Source organism: Balneola sp. EhC07 (assembly GCF_001650905.1).
Classification (GTDB): domain Bacteria; phylum Bacteroidota; class Rhodothermia; order Balneolales; family Balneolaceae; genus Balneola.
In genome coordinates this window covers 40,900-56,088 of the sequence record NZ_LXYG01000015.1, presented here as the reverse complement: position 1 = coordinate 56,088, position 15,189 = coordinate 40,900, and the positions used below count along the sequence as shown (strand labels likewise).

6 protein-coding genes are annotated in these 15,189 nt (G+C 39.0%); 2 read left to right on the top strand and 4 right to left on the bottom strand.

Features of this window, described 5'->3' with window-relative positions; genetic code table 11:
- Positions 1-98: 98 nt before the first annotated feature.
- Genes rfbB through A8B79_RS06870 form a run of 4 tightly spaced genes read right to left on the bottom strand, consistent with a single transcriptional unit; the run spans position 99 to position 3,207 of the window.
- Entirely contained in the window at positions 99-1,100 is a 1,002-nt protein-coding gene (gene rfbB, locus A8B79_RS06885; RefSeq protein WP_066220039.1) for a dTDP-glucose 4,6-dehydratase, read from the bottom strand.
- Positions 1,097-1,642, bottom strand: a complete 546-nt coding sequence (gene rfbC / locus A8B79_RS06880) for a dTDP-4-dehydrorhamnose 3,5-epimerase (RefSeq protein ID WP_066220036.1) — start codon at positions 1,640-1,642, stop codon at positions 1,097-1,099. The genes rfbB and rfbC overlap by 4 nt, the downstream gene beginning before the upstream one ends.
- 2 nt (positions 1,643-1,644) lie before the next feature.
- The gene (rfbD, locus tag A8B79_RS06875; RefSeq protein WP_066220034.1) at positions 1,645-2,502 is read right to left on the bottom strand and encodes a dTDP-4-dehydrorhamnose reductase; all 858 of its coding nucleotides are present in this window, start codon (positions 2,500-2,502) and stop codon (positions 1,645-1,647) included.
- 3 nt (positions 2,503-2,505) lie between these two features.
- The gene (locus A8B79_RS06870; RefSeq protein WP_066220030.1) at positions 2,506-3,207 is read right to left on the bottom strand and encodes a sugar phosphate nucleotidyltransferase; all 702 of its coding nucleotides are present in this window, start codon (positions 3,205-3,207) and stop codon (positions 2,506-2,508) included.
- A gap of 198 nt (positions 3,208-3,405) precedes the next feature.
- On the opposite strand from A8B79_RS06870, the gene A8B79_RS06865 reads away from it, so the two are divergent.
- The gene (locus tag A8B79_RS06865; RefSeq protein WP_066220027.1) at positions 3,406-7,050 is read left to right on the top strand and encodes a T9SS type A sorting domain-containing protein; all 3,645 of its coding nucleotides are present in this window, start codon (positions 3,406-3,408) and stop codon (positions 7,048-7,050) included.
- Positions 7,051-7,152: 102 nt separating this feature from the next.
- The gene (locus A8B79_RS06860) at positions 7,153-15,138 is read left to right on the top strand and encodes a DUF2341 domain-containing protein (protein WP_153038379.1); all 7,986 of its coding nucleotides are present in this window, start codon (positions 7,153-7,155) and stop codon (positions 15,136-15,138) included.
- The last annotated feature ends 51 nt before the right edge of the window (positions 15,139-15,189 follow it).

The window sequence follows — 15,189 nt, the reverse complement described above, 5'->3', positions numbered from 1 at the left end:
CACTAATTATAAATTAAAAATTAATAATTAAGAATGCAGTTTAGAGTTAGGTAAAACTAATCTGCATTCTTAATTGATATTTGAATCATTGTTGATTGTTATTTGTACTTCTGTACATACCACAAAACTGTGTGTCTCAACATTCCATCAAAATCAGTTGACGGCTCCCAGCCCAGTTCATTTTTAATTTTTGAGGCGTCAATGGCATATCGGAAATCGTGACCTAACCGATCGGTAACAAAACTGATGAGATTCTTGTAATCACCATCAGGCCCGTTGCCCACTTCTTCATTCAAGAAATCACAAAGTTTGTGAACCAGTTCAATATTTTTCCACTCGTTATTTCCACCAATGTTATACACTTCTCCGGCTTTCCCTTTCAGAAATGCTGTTTCCAGCGCCGAACAGTGATCGATCACATTCAGCCAATCACGAACATTTTCTCCTTTACCATACACCGGTATCGGATTGTGATTGATCGCATTTCGGATCACAGTTGGTATCAACTTTTCATCATGTTGATGCGGTCCATAGTTATTAGAGCAATTAGTTGTAACCACGTTCATTCCATAAGTATGGAAATATGCTCTTACAATCATATCACTGCTAGCCTTTGAAGCACTGTATGGAGAATTCGGAGCATAAGGAGTTTGCTCGGTAAAGAAACCATCATCTTCCAGTTCACCGTAAACTTCATCAGTTGAAACATGCACAAATCGATTGTTCTTCCAGCTTTCTTCATCTTCCTGCCAAAGCTGTCTGCATTCTTCCAGAATATTGAAAGTCCCGACCACGTTGGATAAAATAAACGGTTCCGGTCCCGAAATGGAGTTATCTACATGTGATTCTGCAGCCAAGTGTAAAACTCCGTCCGGCTGAAAGGTTTTTACGATGTCCTTAACCTCATCACGATCAACCAGGTCAATTTTTTTGAAATAGTATCGCTCAGAATCCCGAAGAGGTTTCAAATAACCTGTATCTGAAGCGTATGTCAGTTTATCAATATTCATGATGGTCCAGTCAGGATGTTCCTTGAATAATTTCAGTATCAAATTTGAACCAATAAAACCGGCACCTCCGGTTACTATGATCTTCTTCAAAATGTATCCTCTTCTTTAAGTGATGAAAATAGTGGGAGCTTTCTGTCTTTTTCGGAAAGAACAGGCTTAGTCACATCCCAGTTGATTCTTATGAGTGGGTCATCCCAACGTATTCCCCTCTCTCCTTCTTTGTTATAATAATCTGAACATTTATAAGAAATGATGGCTTCTTCGCTTAAAACTGAAAAACCGTGAGCAAAACCTTTCGGAACCAGTAAGGAACGGTGGTTCTTCTCTGACAGCTTATACGCAACATAATTTCCGAAGGTGGGAGATTCCTTTCTGATATCAACAGCTACATCTAAAACTTCGCCTTTTAAACAGGTAATCAGTTTATCCTGTGGACTTTCGATCTGATAGTGTAACCCTCTGATCGTTCCTTCATAAGATTTAGATACGTTATCCTGTATAAATTCTAAATCAAATCCTATTTGTTCTAAATGAGTTTTTCTAAAGGACTCGAAGAAATATCCTCTGTCATCTTCAAATACATTGGGTTCAAAAACGAACACTCCTTTTATTCTGCTTTCTGAGATTTTCATCCTTATAACTGTTTTAACAATCTTTGTAAACCTACTTTCCAATCCAAGATCAGAACGCCGTCAACATTACTAATTTTTTGAGTACTTAACTTGGAAAAAAATGGTCTTTTGGCTTTTGTGGGAAAGTCTGCTGAACTAACCGGATTTACCTTTACATTCATTCCCTTCTGTTCGAATATCTCCTTAGAAAAATGATACCATGTTGTCATTCCTTCAGAGCTTAAATGATAGGTCCCGGTTTTGTTTTGTTGAAGTAATTCAAAGGTTTGTTCCACAACCTGATCCGCAAAAGTCGGGCTACCAAATTGATCATTTACTACCTTTAATTCATCTCTTTCAGCCCCCAGCCTCAACATCGTTTTAACAAAATTATGCCCATACTTCCCGCATAACCAGGAAACACGTAATAACAAAAACTTACAACCGGAATCTTTGATAGCCTCTTCCCCTTTTAATTTAGAATATCCGTATGCATTTACAGGATCTGTAGAGTCTTCTTCCTTATAACCTTCGGGACTATTTTCTTTATCTGATTTATTACCTGCAAACACATAATCCGTAGAATAATGAACCAGTTTTACATTATTTCTATTACAAATATTGGCGAGTTTTTTTACGGATTTCGCATTGATCTTTAGCGCAATTTGTTTGTTTTCTTCAGCTTCATCTACTTTTGTATAAGCAGCACAATTTATCAACACATCCGGTGCTAAATCGGCTATTGTTTTTGCCACTTTATCTTCATCAGTAATATCCAGTTCATTTGAAGAAAAGCTATTGTAACTAACCCCATGATCTTTGCAGAAATCAACCCATTCCTTTCCAAGCTGACCTCCGGCTCCGGTGATCAAAACCTTCATAAATTAACCCTGCACCAGTTTGTTTGCATGTTTATAAGAATCAGGAGTTCCGGCATCAGTCCACCAACCTTCCAATACCGAACTTTTCATTTGTCCCTGTGTTATATAAAAATTATTAACATCGGTAATTTCTAACTCTCCTCTGCCGGAAGGCTTCAGAGTTTTAATGCATTCAAAGACTTTAGCATCATAAAAGTAAATACCTGTTACCGCAAAATTGGATTTGGGTTCTTGCGGCTTTTCATCAATAGAAATTACTTTATCTCCATCTAATTCAGCCACCCCATAACGTTCAGGGTCTTCTACTTCCTGAATAAGAATCTGAGCTCCGGAACCATCATAGTTCTTAACAGCAGTTTTAAGTGAATTTTCAAAAATGTTATCTCCCAATATTACAATTACCGGATCATTGCCTGCGAAATTTTCTGCGAGTCCTAAAGCTTGTGCGATTCCTCCGGCTTCGTCTTGAACTTTGTAAGTAAACCTGCAATTAAAATCTTTACCGGAACCTAACAGATTTACAACATCTCCCATATGCTCTGTACCCGTAACAATTAAGATCTCTTCAATACCGACCTCTGTCAGTTTTTCAATAGGATGATAAATCATTGGTTTTTCACCAACCGGTAATAAATGTTTATTCGTCACTTTGGTTAAAGGATAAAGTCTGGATCCTGTACCACCTGCCAAAATAATGCCTTTCATAACGTAGATCTGATGTCAATAATTTTACTTATCACTCAAGGTACAAATAGAATTGAAGTTTGGCTAAAACTACTCTTTCTAAACTTAATTATAAACTAATATTAGAGTTGATTAATCCTTATCAAATTTGATTAAATAATTCTTATACAGACGTTTAAAGTATTTAATGGTTCGTTCTTTCAGTATATTTATTGATGCATGAAAGTTAAAGTTACATATCTGCTTTTAGTCGTTTTTGCTTTTTTCTCCTCTGAACAGAGCAAAGCCCAAGACAAGGTATGGACTGGAGCGGTTGATTCCTCTTGGCATGTTGCCGGTAACTGGAATCCTTCCGGAGTTCCTACTTCAGGACAAACGGTTTCAATGAGAGGAAATACCACTCCTTATCCGGTAATCACTTCTAACGTTACTGTACGCTCAGTTACCATAAATCAATATTATTCCAATCCGGGAGACGAACTAACTATTCGTAACAATGCAACGCTAACCATTACTGATGATTTCACCCTTAATGGCGCCGGAGTACTCAATATTGTAAACGGTCATCTGGAAATGACAGCAACTCAAAGTGGTCAGAATAATCTTAATCTGAATTCAGCTCAATCGGTAGTAAATATAACTAATGGTAGTTTTACGGTAGGAACGGCTTCGGAGGATGTTGATGCTGAAATAATCGGTACATTCAATCTTGGAAACGGAGATTTTACTGTTTTTGGAGATTTTGATGTCTCTAACAGCGATACTTTCAATGCAGAAGATGGGACTGTGATTATAAATGGAAACTCTACCATCAATGGAACTTATAACGGAAATGATGGAACCACTACTTTTAATGGCGAGGTAGATGTGCGTAGTGGTGGGGTTTTAAATCTCGATTCCGGAACCATAAATTTTAATGGCGAGACATTCGTAGGAAACAGTGGAGTCGCAAATCTGGGAACCGGAACTGTTTTTGTTAATAACAATATTGAGGTTAAAAGTGGCGGTTACTTTAACGTTGAAGATGCTACTGTAACAGTAACCGGAAATGCAGATTTTACCAGTAATGGAAACCTTTCTATCGACAATGGAACTATAAATATTACCGGTAATGCTAACCTGAGTAGTGGCGGAAGTTTTGATCTTAATGATGGGAATCTGAACGTCGGTGGAGACGCTTCTTTTACATCAGGAGGAACTGTAAATGCCGGGAATGCAAATATAGAACTGGAAGGCGATTTCACTGTTCAAAATGGAAGTAATTTTAATGCAGATTCAAGTACGGTTACTTTCAGTGGCGATTCAACTCAAACTGTAAGTTCAAGCGGAGATGTAACTTTTTATAACGTAGTGGTTGACTCAGGTGCGGTTTTAAACACAGACGGTGGTTCAGGGAATACAATTGTTATCGAGAACAATTTGGTAGTGGAAAATGGTGGTGGCGTTGATGTAGAGGGTGATGATCAAATCGATGTACAAGGAGAAGTTCAAGGTGATGAAGAAGCTGTTAGTAGTCCAAACCCTTTTGCAGTTTCAGCAACTGCTCCTACTCTTACTTCGGTAGCTATTACCTTCAATAAAGCAATGGATGAAGCAATTTCAGAAAATACAGGGAATTACAGCATTCGTAGGGTTAGTAATTCTGCTTCTGTTGCTATTAGTAATGCTGTTCTAAATACAGGCGGTAATAGCCGGGTGGTAACGTTAACAGTTTCTACAATCACTGAAGATGTAGAATACGAAATCACCATGAATAATTTAGAAAGTGAAGATGGTGGTGAAATTTCTGATAACCATAAAAAGCGATTCACTAAAGTTGGCGCTGTTATCTTTTATTCAAGACAGTCCGGAAACTGGGCCACAAATAGCACCTGGTCTCGAACCAGCCATAGCGGATCAGCTGCAACTTCGAATCCCGGAAATACTAACAACGCTACTATAATTGTTGGAGATGGTGATATGGTTACTATTGCAAGCTCAACTTCTATAGTGAATCAAACTTCTGTTCAGGTGAATGTCAGTTCTACATTAAGAGTTGGAAGCGGAGGGATTTTAACCACAGGATCAAAATCCATAACCGGAACCGGAACTTTTGAAGTCACTTCAGGAACACTTCAAATTGGCTCATCGGCCGGTATTGCGTCATCAGGTTCTACGGGGAATATTCAAACTAATTCTCGTTCTTTTTCAACTTCGGGATCTTATACATATAACGGATCTGTTGCCCAAATTGCAGGCACAGGTCTTCCTTCATCTGTAAATAATCTTACCATTAATAATTCTTTGGATGTAACTCTCGATAATAATGTTGAAGTAAATGGAACGCTAAGTTTGACATCCGGCGTCCTGATTATTGAATCCGGAAATAATTTAATTGCCAATACTAAATCTATCGGCTCAGGTAAACTTAGAATGAAGCAAACTATTTCAGGTTCAATTGGTTGGAGATTGCTCTCCTCCCCACTTTCTTCAGATTATGTTGATCTATTTGATGCTATTACTACACAAGGTTATACAGGATCTTCTTTAGGAAATGCTCCTGTTGACAGTCTTCAGCCTAGCGTACTTTATTATGTTGAGTCTTATCCCGGAACCGATAATCAACGATGGAGAGCTCCTTCAAACGCATCTGCTTCCACTCAGAATGGTCTCGGTTTATATACTTATATATTTGGAAATATCGCCTCTGACTCCCGTTATAATAATCCTCTTCCTGTAGATCTCACTGTTGAGGGTCAGGAACCTTCAGGTACAGTAGATTTCGGTGTTACATATACAGTTGCTGCCGATTCCGGCTGGAACCTCGTTGGGAACCCTTACACTGCCACTATTGACTGGGATGATTCAGGAAACTGGACGAAAACAAATATTGATAACACCATTTATATATGGGATTACACCACAAGCCAATATAAAACCTGGAACGGAACAACCGGAGATTTAGGAAACGGATTGATTTCTCCTTTTCAGGGATTTTGGGTAAAAGCCAATGATACAAGCCCTGCATTAATTATTGATGAAGATGCAAAAACTACGAATGGTAATTTTGTAGGTAAAATAGTATCAGGAAACAACAACCCGGAACCAAAATTCTCAATAGAACTTTCTGATGATGTAAACAGAACCTCCACTCACTTTATGTTTTCAAAGTCAGCGAAGCTTAACAAGGATTCCAAAGATGCCTACAGGTTAGTCCCCCCACCAGGAATATCTTCATATCTGGATTTAGCTTCTGTGTCAGAGAATAAAAACCGGTTTTCTATTAATAATCTTCCCAGAGATTTTGGTATTCCGATTAAAATTCCATTGACAATAGATGCCTATGAAAAGGGATTTTCAGCTGACAAACCGCTTCATTTTGTATTCAAAGACTTTAAAAATATTCCAGTTGGCTGGTCGGTTTATCTTGTAGATACTAAATCAAATACTGAGATTAATATACTTACTGAACGCACTTATTTATTCAACCACACTGGTGAGAGAAGTAAAGCAGCTCCAAACAATGTTTTAGGAAGCAAACCAAAAATTACTGTTAAAGCTACTTCAAAAAACAGATTTTATTTAAGAATTGATCCCGGTACTGATGCTAGTGATCTCCCCGATGAATTTATGCTCAGTCAAAATTATCCAAACCCATTTAATCCTTCAACCAAGATCAAATTCACACTACCGGTGCAAAGTAACGCCGTACTGGAAGTTTTTGATATTCTAGGTAGAAAAATTGCCACTTTAGCATCAGAAGAATTACCGGCCGGTCAACACATTTATGAGTGGGATGCAAGCAGGCAATCAAGTGGGGTGTACTTATACCGTTTGGTAACTTCTCAGGGAATACAGATTAAAAGAATGACCCTAATCAAATAAATTCCCCTCTTTAAATTCAGTAGTTAGAATTGTTTAATGAAACCAATTAAGTATTAATAATTGGTATATTTAATCAACTTCATCTGCAAAAAAGAGCTTTTTTTGAATTCACACAAGAGAAACATACTTCGAGTCTTATCAGCATTAGCACTGATTGTTATTTTCTCAGAAATCGCTTTGTCGCAAATATCCGGCTATACCAACAGGTTAAAAGGACAGGTAAATAGTGCTCAGGTAAGTGGTTCATCAGACTTAAGCAACTTCCCTGTATTGATGAGTTTTACCCTTCCAGATCTTAGGTCGACAGGGAATGGTGGATTGGTTCAGAATGTAAACGGATACGATATACTTTTTACTTCAGCAAATGGTACTTCTATTCTTTCACATCAGATTGAGACATATGACCCTACAACCGGTCAAATTGAGATTTGGGTAAGGTTCCCTACACTTTCAGCAACTTCCAATACAGAGTTCTATATGTATTACGGAAATTCCGGTATAGTATCTGATCCATCTTCTGCTAATGTTTGGGATTCGAATTACAAGATGGTGTTGCATATGAACAACAACACTAATGATGCATCCGGAGAAGGAACAGACGCTACTGATTCAGGAACTTCAGATGCTGCAGGACAAATCGGAAGAGCTCGTAATTATGGGACTAATCAAGGAGATTTAATTCAGGTTCCGGATCCCGGTTCTTCTCCTTTGGATATTACAGGAAATATTACAATCTCATTCTGGATAAATATTTCAAATCGCAATGATGGACCCGACCTTATTACAAAAGGAACTTATACTGACGGTTATTCAATCTGGATTACCAACAATGGAAATTTAAGATTCCAGATTAACAATAATGCTTTAAACGGATCATCCAATAATCAAATCAGCAACGGAACCTGGAGCTATCTGACTTTTACAAGATCTGCATCCGGAAGGAATATATACGTTAATGGGTCATTAGATGCCTCCGATGGTTCTGGTGTATCTTTCAACACTAACAACGACCCACTTTATATCTCTACTACTGCTTTCGATTTTGAAGGTAGTATGGATGAAGTTCGAATTTCCAATACAACCCGAAGTGCTGATTGGATTGCCACAGAATACAACAACCAAAATTCACCACTGTTTTTTGTTTCTCAATTAAATGCGGAACCTGTTCTGCAAACCATTGAAGGTTCAACCATTACTTTTAATTCAGGTGACTCGCCCAAAAACATTACATCTACAATTGATGTCTCCGATGGTGATGATGTTAACCTTGAAAGTGCTGAAATATCTATTTCTAACAATTTTGCGCTAACTGAAGACGAACTGCTTTTCACAGATCAGCTGGGTATTACGGGTAGTTATGCTTCGGGTACAGGAGTTCTGACCCTTACCGGCACAACTACAAGCGCTAATTATGAAACAGCGATTCGGAGCATCACTTACAGAAATGCTGATACTTCTCCTACAGAAAATACCAGAACTATAAGCATCACCGTAAGTGACGGAACAGACGATAGTAATACGCTAACGAGAAATATCAATGTTGTAAAAGTTAACAACGATCCTGTTCTCTCAAATATTGAATCTTCTTCATTGTTCTTTTTCTCAGGAAGCTCAGCAAAACAAGTTAGTAATACCATCGAAATTTCTGATATTGATGATACAAATATGGAAAGTGCCAGTCTTCAGATAACAGGAAATTATCTTAGCTCTGAGGACACTCTGGAATTTGTATCTCAAAATGGAATTACATCTTCATGGAATGATATTTCTGGTACGTTGACCCTAACGGGTTCTGCTACTAAAACAAATTATGAAAATGCTATCCGAAGTGTCACTTACCTGAATTCAAATCCAACTCCTGATATGTCCGTAAGGACCCTCAGCTTCACCGTCAGCGATGGAAGCGATAACAGTTCTACCCTTACCCGGGATATTGAAATACCGGATTCAATCTCTGACCCCTCTACTGACCTTTCGAATACGGTTTTTCATTTTGATGCATTTGATGTGGACGGAGATTTACTAACCAATGACCAACCCGGGGATGGCACCGGTGTTTCAACTTGGGGAGACAGATCTGATAACGCCGGAGGAAGTTCAGTAGATCTTTCAGGTACAACGAGTCCCGCCAGTGATGAGCCCATCTTTGATTCTGATTATTTCGGAGAAAGAGGCGGATTACTTTTCGATGGTACAAACGACAAGTTTGATGTTCCAGATAACGCTATAAATAATACAGGGACATATACTGAAAAATCATACGCAGTAGTTTTCAGAACAGGATCAACCACCGCAGGATTACAGATAATTTATGAACAAGGTGGTGGAACCAGAGGTTATCAAATAAGCATTAAAGATGGTATTGCTTATGCCTTTGTTTGGAACAATAGTGAGTGGGGATCAGGCAATCAATACAAATCAATTAATCTTGGTGCTGTTTCAGCTAATACCAACTACATTCTGATTGCAAGCCATGATGCAACATCTGGAACTCTAGCTGCAAAAACCTGGTCTGCAAACATAAACGGCGGTAGCATTATTACGCAAGCTAATGTCGATTTTCAGAGAGCCCATAGTGGTGATGCCGTTATTGGTGAAGAAGACGGAACAAGAGACCCTGCTACAACCGGTAACAACCCTGCGGGAACTAATAATTTCAATGGTATCATTGGTGAATTTATTGCCTGGAATGATGCTTTATCAGCAGGTGATTTCACGAACTTATATGCTTATTTAAGTGATAAATGGTTCAATAAAGCTCCTTTATTATCCTCAATTGAGGGTTCAGCACTTTCTTATTCAGAAGGTGATCCTGCAACAATAATATCTTCATCGTTAGTAGTATCAGATTCGGATAATTCTGTTTTGGAAAGTGCGGAGGTGAGTATATCAGAAGGATTTAATAATTCTGAAGATGTTCTTGCCTTCACTAATCAATTAGGAATTACAGGAAACTGGAACTCAACCACCGGGATCCTGACCCTATCAGGTTCTTCATCTGTTGCAAATTATCAAACAGCACTTCGTTCTGTAACTTATGAAAATACAAATGGATTAAATCCGTCAACAGTTACCAGAGAAATTTCTTTTCAGGTTTTTGATTTTGAAGATGCAAGCGGATTAATATCTCGAGAAATTGAGATAGTACCTTCCAACGCAACTCCTGTTTTAGCAGCCATTGAAGGCGCTACAATTTCGTTTACTGAAGCTGACGGTCCTACTTCATTAACGTCAACTATTACAATTTCCGATTCTGATGATATAAATCTGGAAGAAGCAACCATTCAGGTCACAAATAATTACTTTTTAGGAGAGGATGTACTTGATTTTGTTAACGCAAATGGAATAACATCCAATTTTGATTCAGGTACCGGAACATTAACTCTTTCAGGAACAGCAACAGTTGCAAACTATCAAGCAGCCCTCCGAGCAGTTACTTTTGAGAATATCAGTACCGACCCGGTCACCGGTTTAGACCGCACTATAACCATTTCTGTGAATGACGGTTTAGATGATAGTAACTCGCAAACCAGAGACATTTCAGTTTCAAGTATAAACACTCCTCCTGTTCTTGATGATATTGAGCAAGATGCGATCCTGTACACAACGGGAGACTCTCTCGAAGTTTCTGATGATATTACTGTTTCTGATTCTGATGATACAAATATAGAGACCGTTACTTTTCAAATAACCGGAAACTATGACAGCTCTGAGGATACTCTTGTTTTCGCTGATATCTTCGGAGTTACAGATTCCTGGACTGATGGGACTGGAACACTGACATTAACCGGCCCTGCAACAAAAGCCGATTTTCAAAGTGCCCTTAGAACGGTACGATATGCCAATACTTCTTCCAACCCCTCCGATCAGCAAAGAACTATTTCTATTACAGCAAATGATGGAGATGATAACAGTAATATTGTTACCAGAAATGTAACCGTAAGTGTTCCCGCAACCATTAATGACCTTACGGTTTGGCTAAAAGGTGATGACGGAACATTCAATGCCACATCAGGTGGTAGTGCAAGTACAAATGGTGGAAATGTAAGACGATGGGAAGATCAAAGTGGGAATAATCACCATTTTATAACATCAGGAACTGCACCAACCTTCCGAACTAGTGTTGGAAGTATCAATTCACAAAACGCTATTGAATTTCCGGGCGGCGGAACTGTTGTTCGTTTAGAAGATGCCGATGCAGAAACTCAGTATTTGAATGGCCTGGATGAGTTCACCATATTCTTTGTGATCGAATCTGATATTACGAATACTGACAGAGGCTTTTGGACAACCTACCAACCCGATGGAAGTGGAGATGATAAATTCTTCAACATCAGATATGACGCAACCGGAACAAGTGGTACCAATATTATCACTGCCGGATTAAGGGAAGGTGAATCTTCAGATTTTTTACTTCAGAGTTTCTCTGATGCACAAACTACTTCAGGACAAATAATCGCTTTAAAGTGGCAGTCTGAAGAATTATTCGATATGTATGTGGATGGTGTTCTGAACAACCCTTCCGCCTCAGGTAATATCCCTACAGGTTTACTAACCAACTTAACTACTGCTATACTTGGACAAAGCAGTAAAGACCAAAACAATAGCTGGGATGGATTAATCGCTGAAATGCTGTTCTATTCTCGAGAACTTTCTATTTCCGAACAACAAAATATAGAAGATTACCTCTCCTTAAAATATAGTATTCCTATAAGGAATCTTACTGCTGCTACCGGTGGAGAAGCTATATCCGCAGACGATGCTTCAACAACTTACACTACTTTATCAGGGCCAAGAGTTCAGGAAAGCTTTATCGGTGAATACACTTCGAGCGGCACTTTTGTATTTAAAGCTCCTACCGGATTTGAATGGGATACCGGCGGTGCTAATCCCTCTGCAACAGTCGCTCCTGCTTTTGGTGGAAGTACAAATCTGGCGATTTCCTTTACAAGCAGGACTTCAACTGAGATAACATTTACTGTCACTACAGCTTCCTCGACTAATCCCGCTGAAATCACTTTCAATGGATTCAGAGTAAGGCCAACAACTGGAACTCTCCCAAATGAGGGAAATATCAGGAACATTGGAACTACAGGCTCCGGAGGTACAACCAATTACGGGACATTGACAATGGTTGCCGGAACTCAAATTGCAATGGCTTATTCACAACAACCGGGAACATCAACTGTAAATTCACCTATTTCTCCATCAGTACGGATACAACTTGTTGATCAATTTGGAAATTCTGTGGAAGAAGGTGGCGTCGATATTGATGTAGCTTTGAATGTAGTTAGTGGTTCAGGGGCTTTAACCGGAGGATCAACTACTACTATCAGGACAAATTCACTTGGAATTGCTGACTTCACAAACCTTCTTATTGATGATACTGGTTCATATACTCTTACTGCTACTTCTGCAGGATTGGCCTCAGAACTTAGCAACGAATTTGATGTAGTAGTGCTTGGACAACTTACAGAGTTTAAAATTGAGAGAGTTCCTTCCGGAAATATTTCCAACAAACTGGCAGGACAAAGCTTTAACATTAAAATTTCAGCTGTTGATGGAACAGATGCCGTAGTTACAGACTTTTCAGGAACAGTTGATATTTCTTCTTCCTGTACATTAGATGCCGGACAAGGTACTTCTCCTGCATTCACGTCCGGAGTATTATCCTCACATACCGTTAGTATTAGCAGTGTGGGTTCCTGCACCATCACAGCAACCAATTCTGCCGGTTCCGAAACAGGTGTAAGTAATAGTTTTAATGTTACTCCCGGTGCAGCATCCGCTGCATCTACACAAATAACAGCAAGCCCAACGGTGATCTTTAATGATGGATTTTCTACCTCAACTATAACAGTACAGGCACGAGATGCATCCGGAAATAACGTAACTGTTGGAGGTGCAACTATTGCTCTTTCAGCAACTGATGGTTCTCTGGGAAGTGTAACAGATAATTCTAATGGCACTTATACTGCAACTCTTACTTCATCTATTATTGAAGGAACTGCAACCATTACAGGAACTTTAAACGGTAATGCCATTTCTGATAATGCTCAGGTTGAATTTGCAGCTTTCAATAAAATCTGGAGATCTCAGGTGGGTTCAGTTGCAGATGCAAGAAACTGGGACGACCCCGTAAACTGGTCTTCCGGAAGCGTGCCACTTTCAACTGATAAAGTTCTTATACCCGCAAACCCATCCGTTGGTAATCAACAGCCGGTTGTGGATGTTACCAATACTACTGTTGCCCAAATATCGATCGAAACCAGCGCTACTGTTACTGTTTCCGGAGGGGTCAACTTTGTCGTAACCGGTGAAGCATCCGGAGGGGGAAAAATACTTGGGAGTAATGCCGATTCTTTGACTGTAGGTGGAAATCTGGATTTACTTGATATTACTCTGGGAAATGTGATTCTAAACGGTTCCTCTAAGCAGATCGTAACAAGCCCTAATGATTTTGTAGATCTTGAACTAGACAACTCTGCAGGTGCTGATTTCTCCTCAGATCTGACTGTAACCGGAGATTTAAACCTTACAGATGGTACTTTGTTTATACCAACAGGAAAAAACCTTATTGCCAATTCAAAAACCTATGGACCCGGTGGATCTTTAAGATTTCAAAGAAGAATTTCTGGAGTAAGAGGTTGGAGAATGATTTCATCTCCTGTTAACACAACTTATGGAGATTTCCTGGATGGAACTTTAACTCAGGGATATACCGGTTCAACATTAGGAAATGCAGCTCTGGATAGTCTGCAACCCAATGTATTAACATATCTGGAAACTGTAGTTGGTACTGATAACCAAAGATACCGTGCTCCTTCTAATGCCACACAATCTGTGTCTCAGGGGCAAGGAGTTTTTGTGTTCGTCTTTGGTAACATTGCTGCAGATTCCCGATACAATGATCCGCTTCCTGATACACTTGACGTTGAAGGTCAGGAATGGGAAGGCGACGGTACAGAAGTTGATTTTGGAATTACTTACACTGCTGCAGCTGATACCGGTTGGAACCTGATCGGAAACCCATTTGCTGCTACTATTGATTGGGATGATAATACCAATTGGACAAAAACTAATGTTGAAAACACTATCTATGTTTGGGATCCTTCGGCAAACGGTGGAAATGGTGAATATTTGACATGGAACGGCACAACCGGAACTCTTGGCGGTGGTCTGATCTCCCCTTTTCAGGGATTTTGGGTAAAAGCCAACGCTGTAGCTCCTGTTCTTAAAGTAAATAAAGAAGTTAAAACAACAGGCGGTAGTTTTCTCCGCAAAGAAAATACAGAAGGGCAAAACGATCCTCAGTTGGAGCTTTCTTTGAAAGCAGATGGATTGAACAAGAAAACAAATATTATGTTTTCCAATAGCGCCAGAAAGTCAAAAGACAACAGCGACGGGTATCGTCTTCTTCCTTTTTCATTAACACATTTGGAGCTTCATACTTTTCTGGAAGATGGTACAGAACTAGCTATTAATAACCTACCGCTTGACTTCAATTCCAGATATAAGATTCCGTTACATGTAGCTGCATATCGAGACGGAATCCCTGTTTCAGGTGAAATGGAACTTGTTTGGAGTGGGCTTAGAAATATTCCTGATGATTGGATAATTACCTTGATCGATAATGACACTCAGGAAGAAATCAACATAAAGGAACAAAATTCTTATACTTTTAATCATTCAACAAAAGCTAAAATCTCTAAAACAGATCCATTTTCTCCAAGTTTTAAGTTGAAATCAAAAGGCAAAAGTACTTCAGAAAGTGCCCGGTTCACTCTAAAAATAAGTACAGAACAAATTGAACTCGAAGTTCCTGAAGAAGTATTTTTGGCTCAAAACTATCCAAATCCTTTTAATCCCAGAACTACAATTCCATTTGGTATCGACGAAGATGCTGATGTAAGTATTATTGTATATGATATACTTGGAAGAAAAGTGCATACTTTGGTTAATAAAAGGCTTACAGCAGGTACCTACGATGTCACTTTCAACGCCAATCACCTTGCCAGCGGAGTTTATTTTTATCGTTTGATCACTGATTCAAAAGTACTTGTGGAAAAATTCACTTTAATTAAGTAATAACTTCCTCCTATTCAAAAAGGGTTAGAATTACCTAATCCTGGTTTACTC

Bases quoted from the DNA above. Each gene is read 5' to 3' on its own strand.
- rfbC (WP_066220036.1), bottom strand. From the start codon at position 1,642: ATGAAAATCTCAGAAAGCAGAATAAAAGGAGTGTTCGTTTTTGAACCC.
- rfbD (WP_066220034.1), bottom strand. From the start codon at position 2,502: ATGAAGGTTTTGATCACCGGAGCCGGAGGTCAGCTTGGAAAGGAATGG.
- A8B79_RS06870 (WP_066220030.1), bottom strand. From the start codon at position 3,207: ATGAAAGGCATTATTTTGGCAGGTGGTACAGGATCCAGACTTTATCCT.
- A8B79_RS06865 (WP_066220027.1), top strand. From the start codon at position 3,406: ATGAAAGTTAAAGTTACATATCTGCTTTTAGTCGTTTTTGCTTTTTTC.